Consider the following 24,778-nt stretch of genomic DNA (forward strand, 5'->3'; position numbering starts at 1 on the left):
ATTCAGGACCTCGGAGGTTTTATGCGCGCTTACGTCGCTTTGAAACTACTGGTCACCATATGTGTGGTGACGAGCGGAGCTTATGCGCAATCAGACAACAGCCTCCGGGTCTATTCTTATCTGACGCCGACATTCTTGGATCCAGTATTGGAGGCGTTTGAAGCCGAAACCGGGGTCAGAGTTTCTGCAGAATACATGACGGCAAACCAGCTCCTAGACCGATTGGTAGCTGAAAAAGAAAACCCTCAAGCTGATATTGTGTTCACTATGGAGGCCATGCGCTTAGCAAAATTGGTCGATGCAGACGTATTGGCTCCTGTGGTAGTTGATGATCTTAAGGCTGCTATCCCAGAACAATATCGCCACCCAGCTGGTCTATGGTTTGGTCTCAGCAAGTGGACACGCACAGTGTTCTTCGCAAAAGACCGTGTTGACGTTGCAACGCTTAGTTCTATCAAGGACTTAGCGAATCCTGTGTGGAAAGGGCGTATCTGCGTACGTCCCAGCAACAAAATCTATGTTCAGACAATGCTTGCAGCTTTGATTGCCCGCAGCGGTGAAGAAGCCACCCGGAGTTTTGTCAGGGGCTTGGTTGCCAATTTAGCCCGAGACCCGGTCGACCTGGATCTTGTGCAAATTGATGGCATTGTGGACGGCGTATGCGATGTTGCGATTGCCAACAGCTACTACTATGGCCGATTGATTCCGCAGTCCCGTAATCCAGATGTGAAACGTATTCTTGATGCTGTTGGCATTCATTATGTGGACCAAGACGCGCAGGGCGCACATATGAATGTGAGCGGCTATGCGATGGTCAAGGGGGCCAATAACCCAAATGATGCAAGAAAGCTGATGTCGTATATGATTCGCCCTGCAGTTCAAAGGCTCTATGCTGACGCCTCCATGGACCACCCTATTGTGTCGGGACTCAAGCCGCATCGCGGTCTACAATCTCTTGGGATATTTATTGAGGATGACCAACCGCTCCACGAACTCGGAAAGCACTATGAACTTGTGGAGCAAATCAGCCGGGAAGAGGGGTGGTTGTGGAAGTAATGCCTGTTACTTTAACGCTCGTCTTGGAGATGTACCCTAAATTTATCTTCAAAAGTTGATTTAAGGGCTTCATCGACCTCATCCATAGTGATGTTTTTACCCAACGCTGCCATCGACGTCACGCCATGCTGCGTTACCCCGCAGGGCACAATTCCATCAAAATGTGAAAGGTCAGGAGCAATATTCAGCGCTACCCCATGGAACGTTATCCAGCGGCGCAACCGAACACCAATCGCGCCGATCTTATCTTCTCCCGCTGGCAATATTGAACCTGCCTGGGCATTTTGCCGCTGAACCCAAATCCCGATTCTATCGCATCGGGTCTCTCCAGTGATTTCAAATTTCTCCAAGGAGGCAATGATCCAGGCTTCCAAGCTTTGAACATAGGCGCGAACATCCTGCCCATAATGGCGCAGATCAAGCAGCACATAGGCCACCCGTTGGCCCGGTCCGTGATAAGTATATTGACCGCCACGACCCGCTTTGAAGACCGGAAAGCGGTCCGGGGTCAGAAGGTCTGAGACTTGGGCGCTGGTTCCTGCTGTATAAAGCGGGGGGTGTTCTAGAAACCAGACCAGCTCTGAAGCTTTGCCATCGTATATGGCCGCCACACGAGATTCCATCTCCGCAACGGCATGCTCATAGGGGACGAGCCCTTGACTAATACGAAACTGGACGATGCGTTGGTCTAACATAAACCTTTTATAGCCTTCATTTCAGCCAGCAACAGTAGCAATTCACATGGCTACTTGCGCTTAGCCCTGGCTTTTGCTATCCCCCAGCTTCCTCGGGTGGGAAATTGAGCCTGCCGGGCTCCTTGCCCAGATGCGGTCGTGGCGGAATTGGTAGACGCGCAGCGTTGAGGTCGCTGTGGGAGAAATCCCGTGGAGGTTCAAGTCCTCTCGACCGCACCATCCTTCAAGTGCACATCCCCAAACTAAGCGAATAGGGTGGAAAGCCAGCTGGTGACTGACCAGCAGCACTGAGGTTGTTTCTTGGTTGAGTTGTCGTGACTGTTGTCACACTCTATATCCGGTAATTTATTGCATCTACTGTCACAGATAGGATGGGTAATGTTTCTATCCGCTTTGGCTTTGGCTTAGTCTGAGAACTGAACTTAAGTCATACGACAAAAGTGTAAGCACAATTAGTCACAACGAAAGACCGGTCCATTTCAAGAGAATCGTGGGGGTAGCATGAAGAGACGTCAATTGCTTGGCGGAGGAGCAGCTTCGGTTTTGGGCGCGATGGTGACGCAGGCACAAGCTCAGCCAGTGGCACCGGTGCCGGCTGATATGTTGGACGAAACTTCGCAACCGGACGTCTCAAAGAAAAGAGCTCAGGTGGAAGGGGCTGTCGTGTTGGTGACCGGTTCAAATCGGGGAATCGGAAAAGGGTTTGTCGAGGTTTTATTGGAGCGCGGGGTGAAGCGGGTTTATGCGACTGCCCGCAAGGCAGAAAACCTTCCAGCCGTCGTCGCGCTAGATCCCAGTCGGGTAGTCGGTCTTGAACTAGACGTTAATGACGAAGACCAGCGTCAGGCCGCTGCAGCTGCGGCGTCAGACGTTACATGGTTGATTAATAATGCTGGGGCACCTGGTAGTTTTACGGCTGAGCAGCGTCGCATCTATAGTGCGTCGTCGCTCGATGATGCAAAGTTTGTGATGCAAACAAACTGCTGGTCTCCAGCAGAAATCGCCCGTCTTTTCATTCCGATCATGTTGAAGAATGGTGGTGGGGCAATCACAAATATTCTGTCCGTGGGAGCTTGGTTTTGTTTACCTGAGTATACCAGTTACAGCATGTCGAAGGCATCTGCAGCCATTATGACGGCTGGCCTTCGAGCTGAACTCGACCGCGAGCCAATCATTGTCTCAGGTGTGTTTACAGGCGGCGTGCAAACCAGGATGTCCCCTCCAGGATATGAAGGAGGGATATCGCCTGTTGCCCACGCTCATGAAGTGTTCGACGCCATGGAGCGTGGAGACACAGACGTGTTTGCAGGGGCGGGGTCGGCGGCTATGAAAGCAAACATTATCAAGGATCCTCAAGGTTTTGAGCGTGGCGTTATTGAACGGTTTCACACAAGCCCTCTTGAGATTGCGCCATTCTAAACGGCAGAATTTTAGCGGTCGGTATATTTGGATGCGTTGTTAGAGAGAATGATGATGTTGATTTTTTTGAGAGTGCTTAGTCTGAGTCTCGTATTTTGCCTTGCGGCTACTTTCTGTTTTCCTGCGCAAGCTCAAGCGCAGACGTACATTCCTGATGAAATCTCACGCAGCGATGATAACACATGGTCAGTGGAAGACCTGGGGAAGGGCGTTTACCTGTTTCGCTGGTGGCCTGGCTTTTATGTCAGTCCGTTTGTCGTCGGAGATGGCGAAGTTCTAGCGGTTGATCCGGTGAGCAAAGAGGTCGCCGCATTGTACCGTGAAGCGGTGGCATCTGTTACGGATGCCCCTATTACGAAGATCGTCTATAGCCATGATCATCGTGATCATATTGTCGGGGCTGATGTATTGGCGCCAGATGCCACAATCTACGCGCACCCTGGAACCCTCGCATCACTAAAACGCCGCGGTGATCCTGATGTTCCCAAACCCGAAAGGCTTGTAGATAACGGCGATACGATCTCCATCCCCGGTCAGTCTGTTGGAGTGCATTACTTTGGTCCCAATCACGGGGTTTCTAATATTGCGTTGTCTTTTGAGGCCGGGATTGGGCGTGTTCTTGTTTTTGTCGATACGCTCGAAATAGGTATTGTTCCCTATCGCACGCTGCCGGACACAAATGTCCATGGATATATTCAGTCCCTTCGCGGAGCGTCAAAACTGGATGTTGATTGGGTTGTTGGCGGGCACAGCGGGCCAGGGCCAGCGATATGGATCGAGAATTATCTCAACTACTTTCTGGATATGGAACAGGCCCTCATCAAGGCGGAAGCTGAAACCGTTGAACCACCATCAGAGTCTGTTGAGGGTGTCATCGCGCAAGGGGAGCGGTACACGGATGCTGTGATCACCAAGGCCATAGATGAACTACGTCCAAAGTACGGGTATTGGCGCGGCTTTGAAGAATGGGCCCCGTTGAACGCACAAACGGTGCGTATGTATATCATCACAGGCAACTAAATTAGCAAACAGGGTCTGCTTTAATCTCCGTCACCGCTCTCAGGCCGTGGCCCCTTTAGGCTGTCGTCTTGCGCGTGATAGATTTTACCCATGCACTCAGGGGTATCCATGCAGCTTAACGATAACGTCGCTAGATCTGTTCGTGTGATGCGACTAAAGCTATTCATATCCTCAGTTAAGTATGCTGATCCTGTGGGGGCGGCGGGTTCTGGATCAAGGAGTCCGTTGCGGATAATCGTATAGCCGACACCGCTGTTTTCCAGTGCAATCTCAGCTTCTCCTTTGTCTCGGATATTTGGGCTTTCGGTGTCGTACCCGAATTGCTCTTCCAAGAGTTTCTTCGCACTGCCGCGTACGCCGACTGAGCTATGAATGATGATCTGCTCAACGCCCGTTACCTTTGCTGCCGCTACGATGTTACGCATGGCATCCGCGTAAAACGGTTGGTCACGGGTCATCATGCCTCCACGCCGCGCGGACGTATCGATCACGACGCGGGGGTTGTACTGTTCCATGGCTGCGCGCACGGATGCTGCGTCCATCAGGTCGCCAGTGGCATATTGCACATTCAACCCGTCGAGCCTGGACCTGTCTGATGTTGGTCTGACAAAAGCGATGACCGTCTCGCCTTTTTCTAAAAGTTGCTCGACATGCGGAGCACCGAGTTGCCCTGTTGCGCCAAAAACCATCACGCCGTCAGCTTGCGCTGAGGCTATCGGTCCTAAGAGGCTACCTAGAAGGGCAAAAACTCTAAGTGCGTTGATCATTCTTCTGCTCCTTCTAAAAAGCTGGGTGGTGGCCAGGTTAGGCTATCGTCTCGATTGTGGTAAACTTTGCCGTAACATGTCTCGTTTAGCAAACAGTCCATTGTGAAGCGCGCCAGATCAATCCTGGTGATCGGTGTCAGTACTCTACGGTCTTCAGTTAGCTTGGCGTTGCCGGTCGCTGGTGTGTCGTCGGGCCAGACCCGGCTGTTACGAATAATGGTTGTGGGGACTCTGATAGAGAAGAATATTTCTTCTGCAACGCCATGGTCTATCATACGCGGTACGAGCGCTGGAACACGGTCCCATGGCACATCCGGATGGAGCGCCATGTTGGACCCTGCGCCCACAGCCCCATGATGAATGATTTGTTTTACGCCAGCGGCCTCAGCCGCTTCGGCAATGAAAGTGCTGCTCAGTTTGTAAAAACCTTCCAAGTCAGTTGGGGCACGCGCCGTGTTTATAACAACATCAATGGTTTGCCTTTCGAAGGCCGATTTTACGCTCTGTTGGTCGATCATGTTGCCAACAGCATATTTGACGATTAATCCATCAAGTGGTGACCGGTCTGATGAGGCTCTTACAAAAGCTACTACATCGTGTCCGTCTTCAATTAGTAGTTTGACGACGCGGGCACCCAGTTGGCCGGTTGCCCCGAATACCAAAGCTGTTTCAGCTTGAGAAGAGCTGCTCCACAATGCCGCAGCTAGAAATAAGGCAAGAAATCTATGCAATATTTTCATTTTTTCGATACCTGTTTGTCTGTTTCCAATGGAGCCTTCTAGGCTTTAGTGTACACCTTCTTTAAATTGAGCTTCCATCCCTTGGAAGACATTTGAAAACGGCGTTTTGCTATCATTTAGGCAAAAAGTCCCAGCAGGAGGTGCACTATGACGAATTCACCAACATTCAAGAGAATAAACCTCTGCGTCTCTGACTTGGACAGATCACTGGAGATTTACTGCGATATCCTGGGCTTCACTATTGATTACCAGAAAGTCTCAGCCGAAGATTCATACTCGTATCCAGTTTTTACATTACCAAAAGAAGCCAAGTTAAGGTTTGCAACGCTAAATTCTAAAAGTCAGGAACGTACTATGGCCTTAACGGAAGTGAAGGGCATAGAGTTGCCGCCTATGCCAGTGCCGCGGATGGTTGCAGCCGTAATCAATTGTCCAAAATTCGACGAGGTTCTTGAGAAAGTCGCTGCTGCTGGCTTAGAAGTTATTCCGCCTCAGATTCTTCCAAATCCGGATGGCACTGCGAAAGGTAGAGAGTCAGCATTTATAGATCCGGATGGACACCTGATTGTTATTTATGTGTTAGACGACCAGTAAGCTCAAATGTCTATAAGTGCAGTTCAGATTAATCCGAACAGCCTATGAAAAAATTACGTATTCCGACCGGAGTGCTGAGGTAACACATGGCGCAGACCGTTTATCATAAAAGCATCCAAAGCGACCCCGACTCATTGGATGAAACCTTTGGTCTGCATCCTGCTTTTGTTGATGAGGTTGAGGACGCGCTTCTTCAAAAAAAGAAGAAACGAGTCAAAAAACTTGTCGTCAATCTGCACCCTGCTGATCTGGCTGATCTGTTAGAGCACCTTGAACCAAAAACTTGTCGCCAACTCGTTGAGACGCTTAAGGATCAGCTTAATCCAGAGGTCTTAACTGAACTTAATGATTCGGTTCGTGACAACGTTATGCATGCGATGGGCTTCGAGGATTTTGCATCCGCCCTGGCGCAATTGGATTCGGATGAAGCGGTTTATATTGCGGGTCTGCTTTCTCCAGCGCAAAGAGAAGCTGTATTTGAGAAACTTCCTGCGCCAGATCGTATGCAGATTGAAGCTAGTCTGGCTTATGGTGAAGAGACTGCGGGCCGGCTTATCCAGCGCGAATTGGTCTCCGTGCCAGATTATTGGACGGTCGGTGAAACAATCGATTATTTGCGTGCGGCACGCAGTCTACCAGATGAGTTTTATGTGGTTTTCGTTGTAGATCCACGTCATCGACCCGTCGGTCTTGTTGATCTCAATCGCCTCGTGAGGTCACGCCGTCCGGTGCAGATGCGGGATATCGTTAATGTCGGTATGGAAATCATCACACCAGACATGGACCGTGAAGACGTCGCTTATCTTTTTCGCCAGCGTGATCTTGTAACCGCACCAGTTGTTGAGAAGTCTGGCAGACTTATTGGGCAGATTACGATTGATGATATCGTCGACGTTATTGGCGAAGAAGCTGAAGAAGATATCTTCAAATTGGCCGGTGTTTCGGACAACAATCTATATGGAGCTGTTTTAGCAACCGTAAGGGGGCGATTATCATGGCTCGTGTTGAACTTACTGACGGCTATTGTAGCATCAATTGTCATCGGATGGTTTCAACCGACAATTGAGAGACTGGTCGCCCTAGCTGTTTTAATGCCCATTGTCGCTTCTATGGGGGGAAATGCCGGAACGCAAACGCTCACTGTTGCGGTCAGAAGCCTCGCCACCAAAGACCTTGATGCCAGCAATGCAACCCGGATTATCGGTAAGGAAGTGTTAGCCGGGTTGATCAATGGCTGCTTTTTCGCTCTGTTGGCGGGGCTTGTTACCTACGTTTGGTTTCAAGATGTTGGGTTGGCTTTGGTAATCGCCGCCGCCATGGTGGTGAATATGCTGGTTGCGGGGTTTGCAGGAATAACCATTCCTATAGCGCTGGATAAACTTAATATCGACCCAGCCACGTCCTCTGCTGTATTTTTGACGACAGTCACGGATGTTGTGGGTTTCTTTGTGTTCCTAGCGCTCGCGGCTTACTTCCTGTTTTAACTATAGGGAATTAGGAGGTATAACGGATGTGCTTAGAGTTTGGGAATCCCCAAAATAGGAGCTAGTATTTAATGCTCCTAACACGCGCTATTTCAGCGTTTGGTATTGTCCTGTAAAAGGTGCCTGAATGGCTCAAGAACCCGAGTACATCTACCCACCGAATACTCTGAAGAGCAAAGTAACAGTCGATGCTTCGTCTGTTGATGCGTCCGCCTTAGAGCAAGCCGAACTTGCGATAGGTGAAATGTCAGAGGACTACCTGGGATGGGTAAAGGACGATCTTGCGGCACTTCAAGGCGCTTATGAAAGGGCTCTATCGGACCCTGCGTCAGCGGATGAAGCCAAGGAAGATCTTCACGGATATGCGCATGATATTAAGGGACAGGGCGGTAGTTTTGGTTACCCACTAATGACGGCTGTGGGCAATCAACTGGCTAAGTTTATTGAGTCCATTCCGGGTACGTTAACAGCACCGCAATTGCAGGTCGTAAAAGTCCATATAGACACCCTTAAGCTAATCATCGTGCAGCGGATGGATGGCGACGGCGGTAAAGCTGGCGACCGATTATTACGGGCTCTTGATGCCGTAATCGCTAAGGTTCAGGGCTGAACTCGAGTTCAGAGCGGGTCGAGAGGCGTCATGGCTTCAAATCGCAGGTAAGCATCTGTACCATTGAGAATAACGCCGTCGAATCCAAGATCCATTAAGCCCTTAAAGTAAGTGCCAATAATGGATTTCCAGCGCGGATGCCAATATTCAACCGCATATGTACCAGGTCGTTCAGGATGACGACCGACAATCCAACTGGGAGTGCCTACCTCCCACTCACGCTCCCAGTAGTATCTGTCGTCTGCAGCATAAGAAATATCGAGCCAGGCTATAGCCAGTCGGCGTGAGCCTAACTCCTTAAATTTTAGGCTATGCACTTCATCTTCCGTGAGTGCTTCCTTGCCGTTATAGAAGGCGTCGATAACAACCGCATCATAGTTTGTCTGTCCAATAGCAAGCAGCCAGTCTCCGCGAGACCCGTACGGTCTGCTCTGAGTGGCCACCAGAACGTTCTGCACATCATCCAACGTTTCAATATTATTGGAATTTTCGTTCATAGGCCGCCAGTTGGGTATGTCTCCAAAAATGTCTGCCTCATCAGCATCGACATGGCTGACAATGCCTACTGCACTCGATTGCTCTAGTGCTCCAAACGCAGCAGCTTCCGTGCCGCAATGTTCCACTGAGAACAATGAGACTCCCATGCGCTTATAGATCATGAGTTCATCGGTTGATCTGCCTTCACCGCAGTATTGATTATTTAACGCTATTCCATCAATGGCTTGTATGAAGCGGCGCATCGGCTCCTTTAACGGCGTAATTGCGTCTTCGGGGAGCATCATGTTTTCTTGCCTCTTCGCTTCGGCAAGAATGAACTCGCGCTGGTCCCACCTTAACAGCTCAAAGCCGGGACGGGCGAGTACGGCAAAATTCTTATTGCGTGTTGCTGCATAGTCAGCGAGTTCTTCGATGATTTCACGCATGCGGTCCCGATAGTTTGGAACACGAGAGAGCGGAACCATTTCTTCTGTGAACATTGGGTCAGACAATAATAGGTCATTGTTTTGCGCGAATGCCTGATTCTGGTGGAGGTCATTAAATCCCAATAACCCCATGCTCCAGAACGCAGCAGTAATGTTCAGAAATCTTTGTAAACGGTTTTTCAAGTCACTCGCTCCGCATATTTTAAACCAGTTGCTCCGCAACGTATTCGGCTATGGCAAGGCTAGACGTTAACCCCGGAGATTCTATGCCATAGAGGGCCGTATATCCTATAGCGCCTGTGTCTTGAGGTGTTTGAATCACGAAATCTCTTGCGGCTTCTCCCTTCGCTTGCAATTTGGGTCGAATTCCTGAGTAACCTGGTCTCAAGCTACCATCAGGGAGGTCGGGCCAATAACGTCTGACGGCCTCATAAAAGGTATCAGCCCTGGCCGGACTTACATCGTAGGAAAGCGTATCTATCCATTCTATATCCGGCCCAAAACGGCCTTGCCCGGACAAATCTAAGGTGTAGTGTAAACCAAGGCTGGCGGTTCCCGGCAGAGGATAGATTAGCCGTGAAAAAGGAGCTTTCCCGGTTAGGTAAAAATAGCTTCCCTTCGCATAGTGCAATGCGGGAATATTGGTTTGATCCAAACCGTTCATCGTGTAGCTGATCTGTTGAGCCCCCAGGCCAGCACAGTTAATGACATCTCGCCCTATCAATTTCATGCCATCTGCTCCGCCTGTCTCGATCTCAATGGCATGGCGGTCAGAGTCTGCTATTATACGCCCGCCGATAACAGGGCTGTTGAAAGCAATTAAAGCGCCATGTGCTTCGGCATCACCCTGCAAGGCCAGCATAAAGCTATGACTGTCAACAATACCGGTTTCTGGCGATAGCAATGCCGCAGCGCACTTAAGGTTCGGCTCTAATCTGGCAGCGTCATTAGCGGACAGCCAGTCTAGAGGGACACCGTTGCGACCAGCATGGGCTTGCAAAGACTTTAAACATTCAAGTTCACTGTCGTCTGCTGCGAATATCAGTTTGGTTGTTTTCTGGGCGATAACGCCGTGGCTGGCACAATAGGCATACATCATGTCTCGGCCACGCACACATAATCGGGCTTTTAGGCTGCCTTCCGGATAATAAACGCCAGCGTGAATAACTTCACTGTTGCGGGAACTGGTTGCTGTTCCAATGGCATCGGCAGTTTCGATAACAATCACTTCACGGCCAGCCATAGCCATGGCTCGGGCAACAGCCAAGCCGATTACACCTGCGCCGATTACTATACAGTCCGCCGATTCACTCATAATTTAGGAAATACTTTCTGTTGTCAGTGATGAGTATTCGTCCTGATTAATCAGGTAAAATGTCATCATGCTCTGTGTCATATCAGCCTACTCATATCGTCGAACTCTAGAATATTGTAAAACTCTAATGATAAGAATGAGATGCAAATGCAGACGGTCTTGGCATCGGGCGCTGGATTTGCCAGCGTTGCTTGCCCATTGTGTTGATACGGACTCTACAGGTCTATAGGGTCTGGGCCAAATTGACGCGGGCTTAATCATTAAGGGTCAACTCAAACTCGCATGACGATCGTTATTGTTTTTGGAAATGAAAAAGGGGGCACGGGTAAGTCTACTCTGACTTTTCACGTTGCTGTCGCACTCGCCAAGCTTGGGTTAACGGTCTCTCTAATAGATGGGGATTATGACCAAGGCAGTTTAACGACTTATCTTAAAAACCGTAAACGTTTTATAGAAACTCATACAGACGCGCCCCTCGTCAGCCCTGAACTTGCTAGTCTGAGCGATTGGCAAGATGCCACTGATGCAGAAATCGCAACACAGATTGCAGATATAAATACAGACATTGTCGTGATCGATACGCCCGGTTCCTATAGTGCCTTATCCAAAAAGCTACATTCCTGCGCTGATCTCATTGTTACGCCATTAAATGATAGTCTTATTGACATGGCGGTGCTGGCAGAAGTTGACCCTGAGTCAGGTAAAATTTTGGGGCCAAGACATTACGCCGAGCGCATTTGGCAGGCTCGTCAAGTGAGAGCGGCCCGTGATGGCAAAACAATTGATTGGATTGTTCTTCGAAACCGTCTAAGTGCCCTTGATGCGCACAATAAGCGCACCATGTCAGATATAATCGAAGAGCTCGCAAAACGGGTTGGTTTTCGTGTTGGACCAGGGTTTGGTGAGCGGGTCATATTTAAGGAACTGTTCTTACAAGGGTTAACTTTATCCGACTTCGAAGGACAAAATTCAGGGTTTTCCTGGACTCTCTCACATGTTGCGGCTCGGCAGGAGTTGCGGGATCTGATCGATATGATTGCCGAGTATGTTCCGGCGGTGCAGATGATATCTAAGGTAAATGCGGAGTAGACTTGTAGCATGAGTGCAAAATCTCTCAGACCAGCAGGTGTCAGTCGCGATGTTTCTGCTTTTCTTGATGCTGCAGAGGTCACCGCTGTTAGCAATCGTGAGGCGTCTGGGCGCCTTATTTTTTCTATGGATGCTACCGCGAGCCGGGGGGCAACCTGGGAGATGGCAATCGGCATACAGAGCGATATGTTTGCTGAGGCCGCATCTTTGGGCGGCCTGGAGGTTCAACTTGTGTTCTACCGTGGATTGATGGAATGCCGGTCAAGCCAGTGGACGAGAGATCCGAAAGTACTCGGTCGATTAATGGGAAAAGTTGGAGTATTGGCCGGTCGCACCCAAATTGAGCGTATACTAAAACACGCCTTGAAAGAGGCTGAGATGAAAACTGTAAACGCTCTCGTTTTCATTGGTGACACCATCGAGGAAAACATAGATCTATTGGCAGATGCTGCGGGTAAACTTGGACTACGCGGCGTTCCAGTGTTTATGTTCCATGAAGGTGGGGGAGAACCTGCTGCCTCAGCGTTTAAACACATCGCCAAAATCTCCGGCGGTGCGTATTGCCTGTTCGATGCATCTAGCCCTGGGGCTCTGCGAGCCCTATTGAATGCGGTCGCTACATTTGCTGCTGGCGGTGCACGGGCCTTGGAAGACTATGGCCGCAAACAAGGTGGCGACATATTAAGTATCACTGACCAGATGACTCGGCGGTAGATTATGTTGCCCTCAGCAATACTTGGGATTGGCATACTTGTTGGCCTGATTCTTATTATGAGATGGTATGCCAATGCCGACCCGGCAGCCATTAAACGGGCTATGAAATGGGGAGCGATTTGGGGGCTGGGCCTTGTCGCCGTATTCCTTGCTTTGACAGGGCGCTTGGTTGCTGCCTTCGGTCTGGTGATGGGCATTTTTGCCTTTGGTTGGCGCCTCTTTAATATGTATTCGATGTTTCAACAGGCGCGAGGCATGTTTGGTAATCTAGGAGGGTTTGGCGGTAGGGCTAAGGCGGCCGGCCAGGAGTCTAAGGTCGAATCCCACTATTTGAGAATGTCTCTGGATCACGACAGCGGCCGCATGGATGGCGAGGTTTTGGACGGTAAATTTCAGGGCCGCCTATTGTCCGCTATGCCTCTCGAAGTCCTAATGGAATTTCGGCAGGATGTGGCATCCGACGCAGATTCTCGTGGTTTGCTAGATGCCTACCTTGATCGCGCCCACATTGGATGGCGTCGTGATCGTGAGCCGGATGAGGATAATGCTGAGTCTCCTCCATCGCCGCCGAGCGGACCAATGACGCGAGCAGAGGCCCTTAAAATTTTAGCACTGGAACCTGATGCGGATCGGAAAGCGATAAAGGCCGCTTATCGCAGCCTTATGGCGAAGGTGCATCCTGATCGAGGCGGTTCACCTTACCTAGCCGCAAAAATCAATGAAGCGAAGGACTTACTTCTGAAGGAATGATTCTGTTTCGTCCGCAATGGCCAATCGGTATTGCAACAGTCTGTTCCGCGTGTCACAAAGCGGCGTCGAAGCCTTCTGAAGGTGGCAGAATTCTGCGCTTTCAGTCATAAAAGTGTCATAGGAGACGGGGGTATGGCAGGACGCGTGCGCACGGCGGTCTTTCCGGTTGCGGGACTTGGTACGCGGTTTTTACCCGCGACCAAAGTCATCGCCAAAGAGATGCTCCCCGTTGTTGACAAGCCACTCATACAGTACGCGGTCGAAGAAGCTGCCGCCTCAGGCATTGAGAATTTTGTATTTGTGACAGGACGGGGCAAATCGGTTTTGGTTGACCATTTTGATCATGCACCAGAACTGGAAAGCTTGCTTAATAGTCGAGGAAAGAGTGAAGCCTTAGACTCTGTTTTGTCATTTATGCCGGAGCCCGGCAAAATTTTTTCCGTTCGCCAGCAAGTTCCATTAGGTCTCGGCCACGCCGTATGGTGCGCACGCGCAATGATAGGTGACGAGCCGTTTGCCGTGCTGTTGCCTGACGAATTGCTGATGTCCGATCCGCCATGCCTCAATCAACTTATAGAAGCTCATGCTGATCTAGGTGGAAACCTGATTGCTGTGACAGAGGTGCCGGAGGCACATACCAACCGGTATGGTATTTTAGATGTTGAAACTGATGATGGGCGCATTGCTAAGGCGCGTGGCATGGTTGAGAAACCAGATCCCAAGGTTGCCCCGTCCCGCTTGGCAAATATCGGTCGTTACGTCCTTGATCCTAAGGTGTTTGATTTCTTAGACAAACAGGTGGCGGGTGCTGGCGGAGAAATCCAATTAACCGATGCGATTGATGCAACAACAGGTACTGTTCCATTTCATGGCGTACGCTTCAATGGCGAGCGCTTTGATTGCGGCGACAAGGTTGGTTTTTTGGCGGCAAACCTCGCTTTTGCTTTAAAGCGCCCAGATTTGGCGGACCGAGTTAGAGCAATGGTTGGTCCACTTCTAAAATAAAATCACCTCTGTATAGGGATAATCTACAGATATGCGTATTGCGATGATTGGAACAGGCTACGTCGGATTAGTATCTGGCGCGTGTTTCTCTGAGTTTGGTGTCGATGTTGTGTGCGTCGATAAAGACGTCGGAAAAATCGAAGCTCTAAAACAAGGCGAAATACCAATTTATGAACCAGGTCTAGATCAACTCGTAAAAACTAATGCAGACGCTGGCCGCTTAACATTTACGATTGATCTCAAGGATGCAGTGAAAGGCGCGGATGCCGTGTTTATTGCTGTCGGTACACCTAGCCGTCGTGGCGATGGTCACGCTGATCTGTCTTATGTCTATGCCGCAGCTGAGGAAATTGCACAGGCGATTGAAGGCTATACAGTCATTGTAACTAAATCGACTGTGCCTGTGGGAACGGGTCGTGAGGTCGAGCGTATTGTTAAAAAAAATCGTCCTGATATTGATTTCGATGTGGCTTCCAATCCTGAGTTTTTAAGAGAGGGCTCAGCCATTAATGATTTTATGCGACCTGACCGTGTCGTAATAGGTGCAGAGTCAGATCGAGCAAAGGAGGTTATGCGCCAACTTTATCGCGTGCTTTATCTCATCGAGACCCCAATTCTTTTTACAGCACTCGAAACATCAGAGCTGATCAAGTATGCAGCTAATACCTTCTTGGCGACCAAGATAACGTTTATCAATGAGATAGCAGATTTGTGTGAAAAGGTTGGAGCCGATGTACATGACGTTGCGAAGGGCATTGGATTAGATGGTCGAATAGGCAAAAAATTTCTTCACCCAGGACCTGGCTATGGCGGATCATGCTTCCCGAAAGATACTCTGGCCCTGGTTAAAACCGCGCAAGATTACAAGTCTCCGCTTCGGATCGTAGAGGCGGTTGTTGCTATTAATGATAAGCGGAAATCAGCAATGGCTGAACGTATTGTGCAGGCATGCGGTGGCTCAGTGGCTGACAAGACTGTTGCGATTCTCGGCCTGACCTTTAAGCCTAATACGGATGACATGCGAGACAGTCCATCGCTTGCCATCATTCCAGCTCTGGTCAGTGCCGGAGCAAAGATCCAGGCGTACGATCCAGAGGGAATGGACGAAGCGAGAAAGATACTCTCTGACATCAATTATTGTGATGATGCTTATGCTACTATGGACGGTGCAGATGTCTTAGTGATTGTCACGGAATGGAACGAATTCCGGAGTCTTGATTTGGAACGCGCCAAGGACCTGTTGTCACAGCCTGTTCTTGTCGATCTCCGAAATATCTATTCGCCAGCCGATGTCGAAAAAGCAGGGTTTTCCTATCATTGTATTGGGAGACCTAAGAAAGTGATCGGTGCAGTAGCGTGACGTCAGCTCATATTTTTCACCCGTCGGTGTTGCGCGAGTATGATATCCGCGGAATTGTTGGCGATACGCTACACGAAGCTGATGCAATAGCGCTGGGTCAGGCTTTTGGGACACTTGTTCTTGAGCAAGGCGGCAGGCGTGTTTGCGTTGGGTATGATGGTCGGCATAGTTCACCTGCTATGGAGGCCGCCCTTGTCAATGGGCTTAAATCAACGGGCGTAAATGTCGAGCGTGTTGGTCGCGGTCCAAGTCCTATGCTTTACTTTGCGACGATTGAGGGCAAGGCGGATGCAGGGATCATGGTGACTGGCTCCCACAATCCTCCAACTCACAACGGTTTTAAAATGATGCTCGGGAAAAAGCCTTTCTACGGAGAGGCCATTTCTGACCTGGGTCGCCGGGCTGCGGAGGCGGTCTTTCAAAGCGGATCAGGTGCAGTATCAGACAAACCTGCCTTTGATCGTTATGTCGCAAGGGTGTTGCAGGACTTTAAGGGCGATAAGCAACTTACTGTCGTGTGGGATCCTGGCAATGGTGCTGCTGGGGAAGTTGTGTCCGCAGCAGTTCAAGGTTTGCCCGGCAAGCATGTTGTGATCAACGGTGAGATTGATGGGGACTTCCCCAGTCACCATCCAGATCCAACAGTTCCAAAAAACTTAGAGCAATTAATCTCCAAGGTGAAAGACGAGCAAGCCGACGTTGGCTTTGCATTTGATGGTGATGGTGACCGCATTGGTATTGTGGATGGTCGCGGCAATATCCTTTGGGGAGACCAAATTCTAATCATTTTGGGCGAGGCTGTTCTGGCAGAAAAACCAGGAGCGTCCATTATAGCTGACGTTAAAGCCAGTCAGGTCCTGTTTGATGAGATTGCTCGCATGGGTGGCCAGCCAGTAATGGCAAAGACCGGCCACTCGCTTATCAAAGCCAAGATGAATGAATTACGGGCACCGCTCGCTGGCGAAATGAGCGGCCATATCTTTTTTGCTGATCATTATTATGGTTTTGATGATGCGCTATATGCGGCGATCCGTTTCCTGTCAATATTGGCCTCTCAAGACGAAACTTTAATGTCCCGCTTTGACCGCATACCGAAAGCCCTCAACACACCTGAACTACGTTTTGATTGTCCGGATGATCGGAAGTTTGAGGTGGTTGAAGAAGTGCGAGAGCGTTTGAAACAATCCGGTGCCAACGTGAATAATGTAGATGGTGTACGCGTGTTGGAAGAGGGCGGCTGGTGGTTGCTGCGCGCATCTAATACACAAGCAGTATTGGTGGCGCGGTGTGAGGCAGAGGCCGCCGATAAACTGACAAAAATTAAAAGCTCTTTGTCCGCTCAGTTATCTAAAAGCGGAGTTACGTTACCTGAATAGGCGAATAAACTAGCCGGCGTGATCTGGTGGAATAAGAGCTGCAAACTCCGGCGCAACGATGAGGCATTGGTGAGGTGCACGTTCCATTAAAGAGCAAGCGGTTCTTGTGTCTGCCTGGGTTAGCCCCATGATTTGGGCGCGGTACAGTTGCTTACCGCTAACTGTTACCGGTTCAATTCTGCCAAACACTGAAGCAAATTGGAGTCTAACTTTCGACGCAGCTTCATCAGCTTTTTGTTGCGCAACATCGCTAATTGAGAAGGCTCCTATTTGGATTCCCCAAGCCTCAGCTCTTAACAAGGCAAGGTTGGGTTTAGTTTTTGGTTTTATCGTAATGCCGGCCGGCATAAGAGAACCGTCAGCCATAACCATCATTAAAGGTTTTCTGGCGGGGTAGGGGGGACGTCCATACTTAGCGGCCTCGCTGAACCCCTTATCCATGAGTTCTGCCAGATGCTGATCACGTTGTTTTGCAGACTTTCCACCGAAAACAATTCCGATCAATCTCTTGTTTTCTCGTTTAGCAGACCCAGCCAGGTTGAATCCTGATGCGTTGATGTAGCCTGTTTTTAAGCCATCTGCGCCTTCGTAACGATCAACAAATCTGTTGTGGCCTCGGTAGGTTGTGCCTTGATATGTGAATTTCGTTCTAGAGAAATAACTATAGTATTGGGGAAAATCGTTCATTAGATGCTGTGAGAGAGTTGCCATGTCTCTAGCCGTTGAGAGCTGTCCGCGATTTGGTAGGCCCGATGCATTCCGGAAATTGGTTTGGGTCATACCAAGAGATTTTGCTTTCTTTGTCATCTCCTGGGCAAAACCGCGTTCGGTTTTCCCTAAATGCTCTGCAACAACGACTGCAACATCATTTGCAGAACGCACGACCAATCCTAGAATTGCGTCCTCAACGGTGATCTTGCTGCCTGCGGCAAGCCACATTTTAGAACTTGGTTGACGCGACGCGTTTGCTGAAACGGTCATTTTTGTTTCTAAGTTTAGCTCATCCTGTTCAAGTTTCTCGAACAGCATGTAGAGCGTCATCATTTTTGTGAGTGAAGCAGGGTAATTGCGGGTGTCTGCATTCACCTCGTGATAAACTCGGCCTGTTTCGGCATCAATGATCATTGAGGCATATTTAGCCTCAGCAATAGGGCTTCCCAACGCTAAGATCATTAGCGTTGCAACCAAAATTCTGCCCAAATTCGCGAAGGCGTGCAAAAGGATTTCCCTACCCAATAAATCCCCAGGCGCTGGTAGCACCTCTGAGTAACCGAATCGTAACGTGTAAAAGGTTAACGTGTCCAGTCATCTCTTTGATTCTTATGATAAAATGACGATCATTAAGATTTCGTTTAAAGCTATCTTGTGTGCCGGTCGATACCCTCTGGAAGTCCCGCGCCGGAGTAAGGTTGAAGACTCTTTTGAGGGGGGTCTTTTTTTAGGCAAGATGCGATACCATATTTGGTAATATTAGAACCATGGTACCTGCAAGAATGACTTCAAAACCTAAACTTAATCTCTCTTTTTCTCCGATTGGTGCTGCAGTTAACAGCAGCGACCATGATGATGGGGATGACAAGGGCGGACCTGATATAGGCGTGGTGATCAAGGCACGTCCTAAGCTCAAGAAACCGTCCATGTACAAAGTTCTAATGTTGAACGATGACTACACGCCGATGGAGTTTGTTGTTCATGTATTGGAACGTGTCTTTGGTAAAACTGGCGATGAAGCGACACGTATTATGTTGCATGTGCACCAAAAAGGCGTCGGTGTTTGTGGTGTCTACACCTATGAAGTTGCTGAAACCAAAGTGACTCAGACGATGGATTTGGCACGAAAACACCAACATCCACTCCAATGCACGTTAGAAAAAGAATAACGACAACGTCACGCGCTAAAGTACTCACTCTAAAACTAAGGTATTTTTCGATGCTTTCACAAAACCTAGAAAAGACATTGCATCACGCTCTGGCTTTAGCCGCCGAGAGAGATCATGAATATGCCACGTTGGAGCATCTATTATTGGCGTTATGCGACGATCAAGACGCCATATCTGTAATGCGCGCATGTAATGTTGATTTAGATCAGCTCAGCCAAGTGCTGACTGGTTTCGTTGACGAAGATATGGAAGGTCTTGTCGGGTCTGGAGAAGAAGACCCTAAGCCGACCGCCGGCTTTCAGCGCGTTGTCCAGCGCGCGGCTATTCATGTGCAGTCCTCTAATCGCGAGGAAGTCACAGGAGCTAACGTGCTTGTGGCACTTTTCTCTGAACGGGAGAGCCATGCTGTTTATTTTCTGCAAACCCAGGATATGACGCGCTTGGACGCTGTGAATTATATCTCTCACGGTATTGCTAAACGTCCTGGCGAAGCACGGTCTAAACCTGTAAGTGGCGCCGAAGACGACGCACAGGGTGGGGACGAGCCTGGCAAACAGGGCAAAGAAGCACTGACGGCCTATTGCGTTAACTTAAATGAAAAAGCTGCAGACGGTAAAATTGACCCGCTGATCGGTCGTGATCTCGAGATCGAACGAACCATCCAAATCCTATGCAGACGAACGAAAAACAACCCGCTTTATGTTGGTGATTCTGGTGTTGGTAAAACGGCACTGGCCGAGGGATTAGCAAGACGAATTGTTAACAAAGAGGTTCCGGCTGTTTTAGAGAACGCCACAATTTTCTCATTAGATATGGGAACATTATTGGCGGGGACGCGATACCGTGGGGATTTTGAGGAGCGTCTAAAGGCTGTTGTTTCAGAGTTGGAACAAACAGAAGGGGCTGTCCTCTTCATTGATGAGATCCACACTGTTATCGGCGCAGGGGCCACATCAGGTGGAGCAATGGATGCATCCAATCTGTTGAAACCCGCGCTTGCGGCCGGCTCTTTAAGGTGTATGGGTTCGACGACCTATAAAGAATACCGCAGTCACTTCGAGAAAGACCGTGCATTGGTGCGGCGTTTCCAAAAGATAGATGTTGTCGAACCGTCCGTTGAGGACACAATCAAAATTCTCAAGGGTCTCAAGCCTTATTATGAAAAACATCATAACGTAAGGTATACCGCCGATGCGATTCGCACAGCCGTTGAGCTTGCATCAAAATATATCAATGATCGTAAGCTTCCAGATAAAGCAATTGATGTGATCGATGAAACTGGTGCAGCGCAAATGCTTGTGCCTGAGGCAAAACGCCGCAAGACAATTTCTGTCAAAGAGGTTGAGGCTGTTGTCGCTAAGATGGCCCGCATTCCGCCTAAGTCTGTATCTCGGGACGATAAAAAAGCTCTGCAGGCTCTTGAGCGCGATCTTAAAACAATGGTCTTTGGCCAAGACAATGCCATCGTCGCGCTATCGAGTGCCATTAAGCTATCGCGCGCCGGTTTAAGAGAGCCTGAGAAACCAATTGGCAGTTACCTATTCTCTGGACCAACCGGCGTTGGTAAGACGGAAGTCGCGCGTCAGCTTGCCGCCAGTTTAGGCATAGAACTGCATCGCTTCGATATGTCTGAGTATATGGAACGCCATTCTGTATCACGACTTATTGGTGCGCCTCCTGGCTATGTAGGATTTGACCAAGGTGGTTTGTTAACGGATGCCGTCGATCAACATCCGCATTGCGTCCTCTTGCTCGATGAGATTGAAAAAGCCCACCCAGACTTATTTAATATTTTGCTTCAAGTTATGGATCACGGGAAGCTTACTGACCATCACGGGAAGAGTGTCGATTTCCGCAATACGATTTTGATCATGACGACAAATGCAGGCGCTTCTGAGCTTGCAAAAAATGCGATTGGTTTTGAGCGTGAGAGCCGTGTGGGCGAGGATAAAGAAGCTATCGAGCGTATGTTTACGCCGGAGTTCCGTAATCGCCTCGATGCTATTATTCCTTTCGCATCTCTAAATACAGAGGTGATTGGTAAGGTCGTGGATAAGTTTATCATTCAGTTGGAGGCCCAACTATCAGACCGCAATGTGACGATTGAGTTGTCGCAGGCCGCGCGCGATTATTTAGCGAGCAAAGGCTATGATAAAACTATGGGGGCCCGTCCTCTCGGACGTCTCATCCAGCATGAGATTAAGAAGCCCCTTGCAGAAGAGCTTTTGTTTGGGAAGTTGGTGTCGGGTGGTCTCGTCAAGATTGGTCTGAAGGATCGTAAGCTGACCTTTGATCTTGAACCGATGGTGAAAGCGACGAAACCAACAAAGAAAAAGAAGAAGGGCACCGGTGGATCATCTAAGATTCCTGAGACAGTAAACTAGAAAATATCCTCTCTCGGCAATTCTGAACTCTCTTCGAGATTCACTCCAAAAGCTAAGGTAAAGAAAAACCCCCGCCGAGAAGGCGGGGGTTTCCCTGCGCGATCAGACAGCCTGGGTAACAATCTGGTCCAGGCAATCTAGTCGGACGTTTTTAGGACGAGTAGTACATGTCGAACTCGACAGGATGTGGAGTTTGCATGAAGCGGATAACTTCGGCCCGCTTAAGGCTAATATAGCCATCGATCATATCGTCAGTGAATGCATCGCCTTTGGTCAAGAAGTCGCGGTCCGCATCCAGCGCATCCAGCGCTTCTGCCAGTGAAGAGCAAACAGTCGGGATGTCTTTTAACTCTTCGGGTGGCAAATCATACAAGTCTTTGTCCATCGGATCGCCAGGATGAATTTTGTTCTCAATGCCATCGATACCGGCCATCAGCATGGCAGCATAGCCGAGGTATGGGTTGCCTGCCGGATCAGGGAAGCGGACTTCGACACGTTTGCCCTTTGGACTGGCAACGTGCGGAATACGACAAGATGCTGAACGATTGCGGGCAGAGTAGGCCAATAGCACAGGGGCTTCAAAGCCAGGAACCAGCCGCTTGTAACTATTGGTCGTGGAGTTGGTAAACGCATTAATAGCTTTGGCGTGCTTAATGATGCCACCGATATAGTACAATGCCATTTCCGATAGATCTGCATAGCCAGAGCCAGCGAATAAATTCTTGCCATCCTTCCACAAAGATTGGTGCACATGCATACCGGAGCCGTTGTCGGCATAGACGGGCTTGGGCATGAATGTTGCGGTCTTGCCGTAGGCATGTGCGACCATGTGGACGCAGAACTTGTATATCTGCATGCCATCACCACATTTGATCAGCTCGTCAAACTTGATGCCAAGTTCGTGCTGTGATGGTGCAACTTCATGGTGATGTTTTTCCATGGCAAGTCCCATCTCATGCATGACGGTGACCATCTCAGCACGAAGATCTGTTCCACTATCTACTGGTGGAACTGGGAAGTAACCACCCTTATCCTTTGGGCGGTGAGCGTAGTTGCCTTCGTCGTACCCACGCCAACTATTGTAGGGACCTTCTTCACTATCGATCTGGTAGCCCATCATGTTTTGCTTGGTCGAGAAACGGACATCATCAAAAACAAAAAATTCCGCTTCTGGGCCAAAGTAAGCGACATCGGCAATCCCACTGGACTGCATGTATGCGAGGGCGGCTTTTGCCACAGAACGCGGGCAGCGATTGTAAGGTTGTCCTGTTGAGGGTTCAATAACGTCGCAGAACAAGATCAACTGTGCTTGAGCCGTAAATGGATCCATTACAGCTGTTGAAAGGTCTGGCAGCAGTGTCATGTCTGACTTGTCGATGCTCTTCCATCCTTGAATCGATGAGCCATCAAACATGATGCCCTCATTCAGCATGTCTTCATCCACAGTGCTAACATGCTGGGCAGTGTGCTGCCATTTACCGGCAGGGTTGGTGAAGCGGAAATCGACGTATTTAACGTCATTTTCCTCAATCATCTTAAGTATTGTCTTTGGGTCCGACATAGATTTTCCCATCCTTATGAGTGGTGGAGTAAAAGCTTAGCTGCCGTTATGGCCAGCAAAGTTGTGCAGGACTTGCTTCGCGCAGGAAAAGCAGGTCAAGCAAAGCGAGTAGGCGCCTCGCGGGAGTTTAAACCGCTTCAGTACCTCGCTCGCCAGTGCGGATGCGAATCGCATCCTCTATCGAGTAGACGAAAATTTTCCCGTCTCCGATTCGTCCCGTGTGAGCTGCTTGCTGAATCGCTTCAATCGCACGATCAACTAAGCCGTCTTCAACGACCAATTCTATTTTCACTTTAGGCAAGAAATCGACCACATACTCTGCCCCTCTATAAAGCTCCGTATGACCCTTTTGACGGCCAAAACCCTTCGCTTCGGTCACTGTGATGCCTTGCAGGCCGACCTCATGCAGAGCCTCCTTAACATCATCCAGCTTAAACGGCTTGATGATAGCTTCGATTTTTTTCATGCCCATTTTAGAATTCTCGCGTTAATTGCGTTTGCAGCAGGACACTCCGCCCAATACGGAACCTTCGCCTACGCGATGTTTATTATTTAACATCTATACAATTATTGTGCCATTTTAAGTCGATAAGAAAAGACAATATACATCAATGGCTTATGTTAAAATTTAGCAGATAGTATGCGGGTAGCATCTGCTCATAAGGCCAGCATTTTGCCTAAAAAATAGGCAAGAACTCTGTTCTGCTCTTCACGATATTTGTTGGGAAGTTTTCCAATTCTTGACTGTGAATTTGTTTGGGTTTAATCGACGCGCCGGTATGGCGGGTGTAGCTCAGTTGGTTAGAGCGCCTGATTGTGGTTCAGGAGGTCGTGGGTTCGATCCCCATCACTCGCCCCATTCCTAAAATATCAGAACTGATTAAGGGCACATGGTACGACAGAGTGGTGCCGTTTATTAGCACATGCCCCCAATAAGGTATTATAATACCTTATTCTCAAATTGCTGTTTTTACTATCTTTTTAGCGTTGACACCGCATTAAAGCTCCCATAAACAGCGGCTATAATTCGTAATGACCATGCTTAGAATTGATTCTGCGCAAAGGTCAAAACCAAAAAAGCTCCTAGAGGATGAAATGAAGACATATTCAGCCCGCCCGAGTGAGGTGCAGCGCAAATGGTACATTATTGATGCTGAGGACATTGTCCTAGGCCGCATGGCCGTTGAAATTGCCGACCTTTTACGCGGCAAACATAAGCCTATGTATACCCCACACATTGATACCGGTGACAATGTCATCGTGATCAACGCTGCTAAAGTGCGCCTGACCGGTGATAAGTTATCCAATAAAACTTATTACTGGCATACAGGTTATCCTGGCGGGATTAAGAGCCGGACAGCTGGCGAGTTATTGTCCGGACGTTATCCAGAGCGTGTTGTTGAAAAAGCTGTAGAACGCATGATGCCAAAAGGGCCCCTTGGTCGTGCCCAGTTCAAAAAATTGAAAATTTACGCGGGCACTGAACACCCGCATGAAGCTCAGAAACCAGAAGTCCTAGATATTGCCGCGCGCAATCCGAAGAACAAGAGGAGTGCTTAAACATGACGGATGCAACCACCTCTCTTGAAGATCTCAAGGAAGTTGTCACTGAAGCAGCAGCACCTCGCGAGCCGAAGAAAGACGAATTTGGCCGTTCCTATGCCACTGGCCGACGCAAAGATGCTGTCGCTCGCGTATGGATCAAGCCTGGCACCGGTAAAATCACGGTTAACAGCCGCGAACTGGAAAACTATTTTCCACGACCTGTGCTGCGGATGATGATCAATCAACCGTTTCAGGTGACCAACAGAGAAAACCAATTCGATGTGTACTGCACGGTTTCCGGTGGTGGACTGTCGGGGCAGGCTGGCGCACTGCGCCATGGTATTTCACAGGCCCTCACCTTGTTTGAGCCAGACCTGCGTCCTGTTCTTAAGAAAGGTGGTTTCCTTACGCGTGACTCTCGCGTTGTTGAACGTAAGAAGTATGGTCGCCGCAAAGCGCGTCGTAGTTTCCAGTTCTCAAAGCGTTAAAAC

Annotated in this window: 24 protein-coding genes and 2 tRNA genes; 18 read left to right on the plus strand and 8 right to left on the minus strand. The window is 49.2% G+C overall.

Annotated features, from left to right (window positions below; translation table 11 throughout):
• The first annotated feature begins 21 nt into the window (after positions 1-21).
• The gene (locus tag RIC29_02310; GenBank protein ID MEQ8733730.1) at positions 22-1,056 is read left to right on the plus strand and encodes an ABC transporter substrate-binding protein; all 1,035 of its coding nucleotides are present in this window, start codon (positions 22-24) and stop codon (positions 1,054-1,056) included.
• Positions 1,057-1,067: 11 nt separating this feature from the next.
• On the opposite strand, the gene lipB is transcribed toward RIC29_02310, so the two are convergent.
• On the minus strand, positions 1,068-1,751 hold the full coding sequence (gene lipB / locus RIC29_02315) for a lipoyl(octanoyl) transferase LipB (protein MEQ8733731.1): 684 nt from the start codon (positions 1,749-1,751) through the stop codon (positions 1,068-1,070).
• A gap of 132 nt (positions 1,752-1,883) precedes the next feature.
• Here lipB and RIC29_02320 point away from each other — a divergent pair.
• The 3 genes from RIC29_02320 to RIC29_02330 all read left to right on the plus strand — a co-directional run bounded on the left by RIC29_02320 (position 1,884) and on the right by RIC29_02330 (position 4,190).
• A tRNA-Leu gene (locus tag RIC29_02320) sits at positions 1,884-1,970 on the plus strand.
• Between the two features lie 282 nt (positions 1,971-2,252).
• Complete coding sequence (locus tag RIC29_02325) at positions 2,253-3,170, plus strand: SDR family NAD(P)-dependent oxidoreductase (protein ID MEQ8733732.1); 918 nt, start codon at positions 2,253-2,255, stop codon at positions 3,168-3,170.
• 54 nt (positions 3,171-3,224) lie between these two features.
• Positions 3,225-4,190, plus strand: a complete 966-nt coding sequence (locus tag RIC29_02330; protein MEQ8733733.1) for an MBL fold metallo-hydrolase — start codon at positions 3,225-3,227, stop codon at positions 4,188-4,190.
• A gap of 20 nt (positions 4,191-4,210) precedes the next feature.
• On the opposite strand, the gene RIC29_02335 is transcribed toward RIC29_02330, so the two are convergent.
• Both RIC29_02335 and RIC29_02340 read right to left on the minus strand, forming a co-directional pair.
• A complete protein-coding gene (locus RIC29_02335; protein MEQ8733734.1) occupies positions 4,211-4,957 on the minus strand; it encodes an NAD(P)H-binding protein in 747 nt (248 codons plus the stop codon).
• On the minus strand, positions 4,954-5,697 hold the full coding sequence (locus tag RIC29_02340; GenBank protein MEQ8733735.1) for an NAD(P)H-binding protein: 744 nt from the start codon (positions 5,695-5,697) through the stop codon (positions 4,954-4,956). The genes RIC29_02335 and RIC29_02340 overlap by 4 nt, the downstream gene beginning before the upstream one ends.
• Before the next feature lie 147 nt (positions 5,698-5,844).
• Here RIC29_02340 and RIC29_02345 point away from each other — a divergent pair, with 147 nt between their 5' ends.
• From RIC29_02345 to RIC29_02355, 3 genes are all read left to right on the plus strand, one after another.
• Positions 5,845-6,291 (plus strand): VOC family protein, encoded by a 447-nt coding sequence (locus RIC29_02345; GenBank protein ID MEQ8733736.1) that lies wholly within the window; start codon positions 5,845-5,847, stop codon positions 6,289-6,291.
• 86 nt (positions 6,292-6,377) lie between these two features.
• Positions 6,378-7,775 (plus strand): magnesium transporter, encoded by a 1,398-nt coding sequence (mgtE, locus tag RIC29_02350; GenBank protein ID MEQ8733737.1) that lies wholly within the window; start codon positions 6,378-6,380, stop codon positions 7,773-7,775.
• 127 nt (positions 7,776-7,902) lie between these two features.
• Complete coding sequence (locus RIC29_02355; protein ID MEQ8733738.1) at positions 7,903-8,385, plus strand: phosphorelay protein; 483 nt, start codon at positions 7,903-7,905, stop codon at positions 8,383-8,385.
• An 8-nt stretch (positions 8,386-8,393) separates the two neighbouring features.
• On the opposite strand, the gene RIC29_02360 is transcribed toward RIC29_02355, so the two are convergent.
• Both RIC29_02360 and RIC29_02365 read right to left on the minus strand, forming a co-directional pair.
• Positions 8,394-9,491 carry a hypothetical protein gene (locus RIC29_02360; protein ID MEQ8733739.1) on the minus strand — a complete coding sequence of 366 codons (1,098 nt, stop codon included), beginning with the start codon at positions 9,489-9,491 and terminating at the stop codon, positions 8,394-8,396.
• 19 nt (positions 9,492-9,510) lie between these two features.
• Entirely contained in the window at positions 9,511-10,623 is a 1,113-nt protein-coding gene (locus RIC29_02365; protein MEQ8733740.1) for an NAD(P)/FAD-dependent oxidoreductase, read from the minus strand.
• 282 nt (positions 10,624-10,905) lie between these two features.
• On the opposite strand from RIC29_02365, the gene RIC29_02370 reads away from it, so the two are divergent.
• The 6 genes from RIC29_02370 to RIC29_02395 all read left to right on the plus strand — a co-directional run bounded on the left by RIC29_02370 (position 10,906) and on the right by RIC29_02395 (position 16,917).
• The gene (locus tag RIC29_02370) at positions 10,906-11,712 is read left to right on the plus strand and encodes a division plane positioning ATPase MipZ (protein MEQ8733741.1); all 807 of its coding nucleotides are present in this window, start codon (positions 10,906-10,908) and stop codon (positions 11,710-11,712) included.
• A gap of 9 nt (positions 11,713-11,721) precedes the next feature.
• Positions 11,722-12,426, plus strand: coding sequence for a VWA domain-containing protein (locus tag RIC29_02375; GenBank protein ID MEQ8733742.1), 705 nt, complete (start codon positions 11,722-11,724; stop codon positions 12,424-12,426).
• Between the two features lie 3 nt (positions 12,427-12,429).
• Entirely contained in the window at positions 12,430-13,176 is a 747-nt protein-coding gene (locus tag RIC29_02380; GenBank protein MEQ8733743.1) for a DnaJ domain-containing protein, read from the plus strand.
• Between the two features lie 132 nt (positions 13,177-13,308).
• The gene (locus RIC29_02385; protein MEQ8733744.1) at positions 13,309-14,181 is read left to right on the plus strand and encodes a UTP--glucose-1-phosphate uridylyltransferase; all 873 of its coding nucleotides are present in this window, start codon (positions 13,309-13,311) and stop codon (positions 14,179-14,181) included.
• Between the two features lie 31 nt (positions 14,182-14,212).
• Entirely contained in the window at positions 14,213-15,541 is a 1,329-nt protein-coding gene (locus tag RIC29_02390) for a UDP-glucose/GDP-mannose dehydrogenase family protein (protein MEQ8733745.1), read from the plus strand.
• Positions 15,538-16,917 (plus strand): phosphomannomutase/phosphoglucomutase, encoded by a 1,380-nt coding sequence (locus RIC29_02395; GenBank protein ID MEQ8733746.1) that lies wholly within the window; start codon positions 15,538-15,540, stop codon positions 16,915-16,917. Before RIC29_02390 ends, RIC29_02395 begins: the two co-directional genes overlap by 4 nt.
• 9 nt (positions 16,918-16,926) lie before the next feature.
• Here RIC29_02395 and RIC29_02400 read toward each other — a convergent pair whose 3' ends face one another.
• Entirely contained in the window at positions 16,927-18,105 is a 1,179-nt protein-coding gene (locus tag RIC29_02400) for a D-alanyl-D-alanine carboxypeptidase family protein (GenBank protein MEQ8733747.1), read from the minus strand.
• Positions 18,106-18,410: 305 nt separating this feature from the next.
• Between RIC29_02400 and clpS the strand changes: the two genes are divergently transcribed.
• A complete protein-coding gene (clpS, locus tag RIC29_02405; GenBank protein ID MEQ8733748.1) occupies positions 18,411-18,797 on the plus strand; it encodes an ATP-dependent Clp protease adapter ClpS in 387 nt (128 codons plus the stop codon).
• Positions 18,798-18,847: 50 nt separating this feature from the next.
• The gene (gene clpA / locus RIC29_02410; protein MEQ8733749.1) at positions 18,848-21,181 is read left to right on the plus strand and encodes an ATP-dependent Clp protease ATP-binding subunit ClpA; all 2,334 of its coding nucleotides are present in this window, start codon (positions 18,848-18,850) and stop codon (positions 21,179-21,181) included.
• 151 nt (positions 21,182-21,332) lie between these two features.
• Here clpA and glnA read toward each other — a convergent pair whose 3' ends face one another.
• Together glnA and RIC29_02420 are read right to left on the minus strand one after the other, a co-directional pair.
• Positions 21,333-22,742 (minus strand): type I glutamate--ammonia ligase, encoded by a 1,410-nt coding sequence (gene glnA / locus RIC29_02415; protein ID MEQ8733750.1) that lies wholly within the window; start codon positions 22,740-22,742, stop codon positions 21,333-21,335.
• A 127-nt stretch (positions 22,743-22,869) separates the two neighbouring features.
• Positions 22,870-23,208, minus strand: a complete 339-nt coding sequence (locus tag RIC29_02420) for a P-II family nitrogen regulator (GenBank protein MEQ8733751.1) — start codon at positions 23,206-23,208, stop codon at positions 22,870-22,872.
• Between the two features lie 316 nt (positions 23,209-23,524).
• On the opposite strand from RIC29_02420, the gene RIC29_02425 reads away from it, so the two are divergent.
• The 3 genes from RIC29_02425 to rpsI all read left to right on the plus strand — a co-directional run bounded on the left by RIC29_02425 (position 23,525) and on the right by rpsI (position 24,775).
• Positions 23,525-23,601 (plus strand) — tRNA-His (locus RIC29_02425).
• A gap of 236 nt (positions 23,602-23,837) precedes the next feature.
• Complete coding sequence (gene rplM / locus RIC29_02430) at positions 23,838-24,302, plus strand: 50S ribosomal protein L13 (GenBank protein MEQ8733752.1); 465 nt, start codon at positions 23,838-23,840, stop codon at positions 24,300-24,302.
• A 2-nt stretch (positions 24,303-24,304) separates the two neighbouring features.
• Positions 24,305-24,775: a 30S ribosomal protein S9 gene (rpsI, locus tag RIC29_02435; GenBank protein ID MEQ8733753.1), complete on the plus strand. Its 471-nt coding sequence runs from the start codon at positions 24,305-24,307 to the stop codon at positions 24,773-24,775.
• The last annotated feature ends 3 nt before the right edge of the window (positions 24,776-24,778 follow it).

It is taken from the genome of Rhodospirillaceae bacterium (assembly GCA_040219235.1).
Taxonomy (GTDB): domain Bacteria; phylum Pseudomonadota; class Alphaproteobacteria; order Rhodospirillales; family Rhodospirillaceae; genus WLXB01.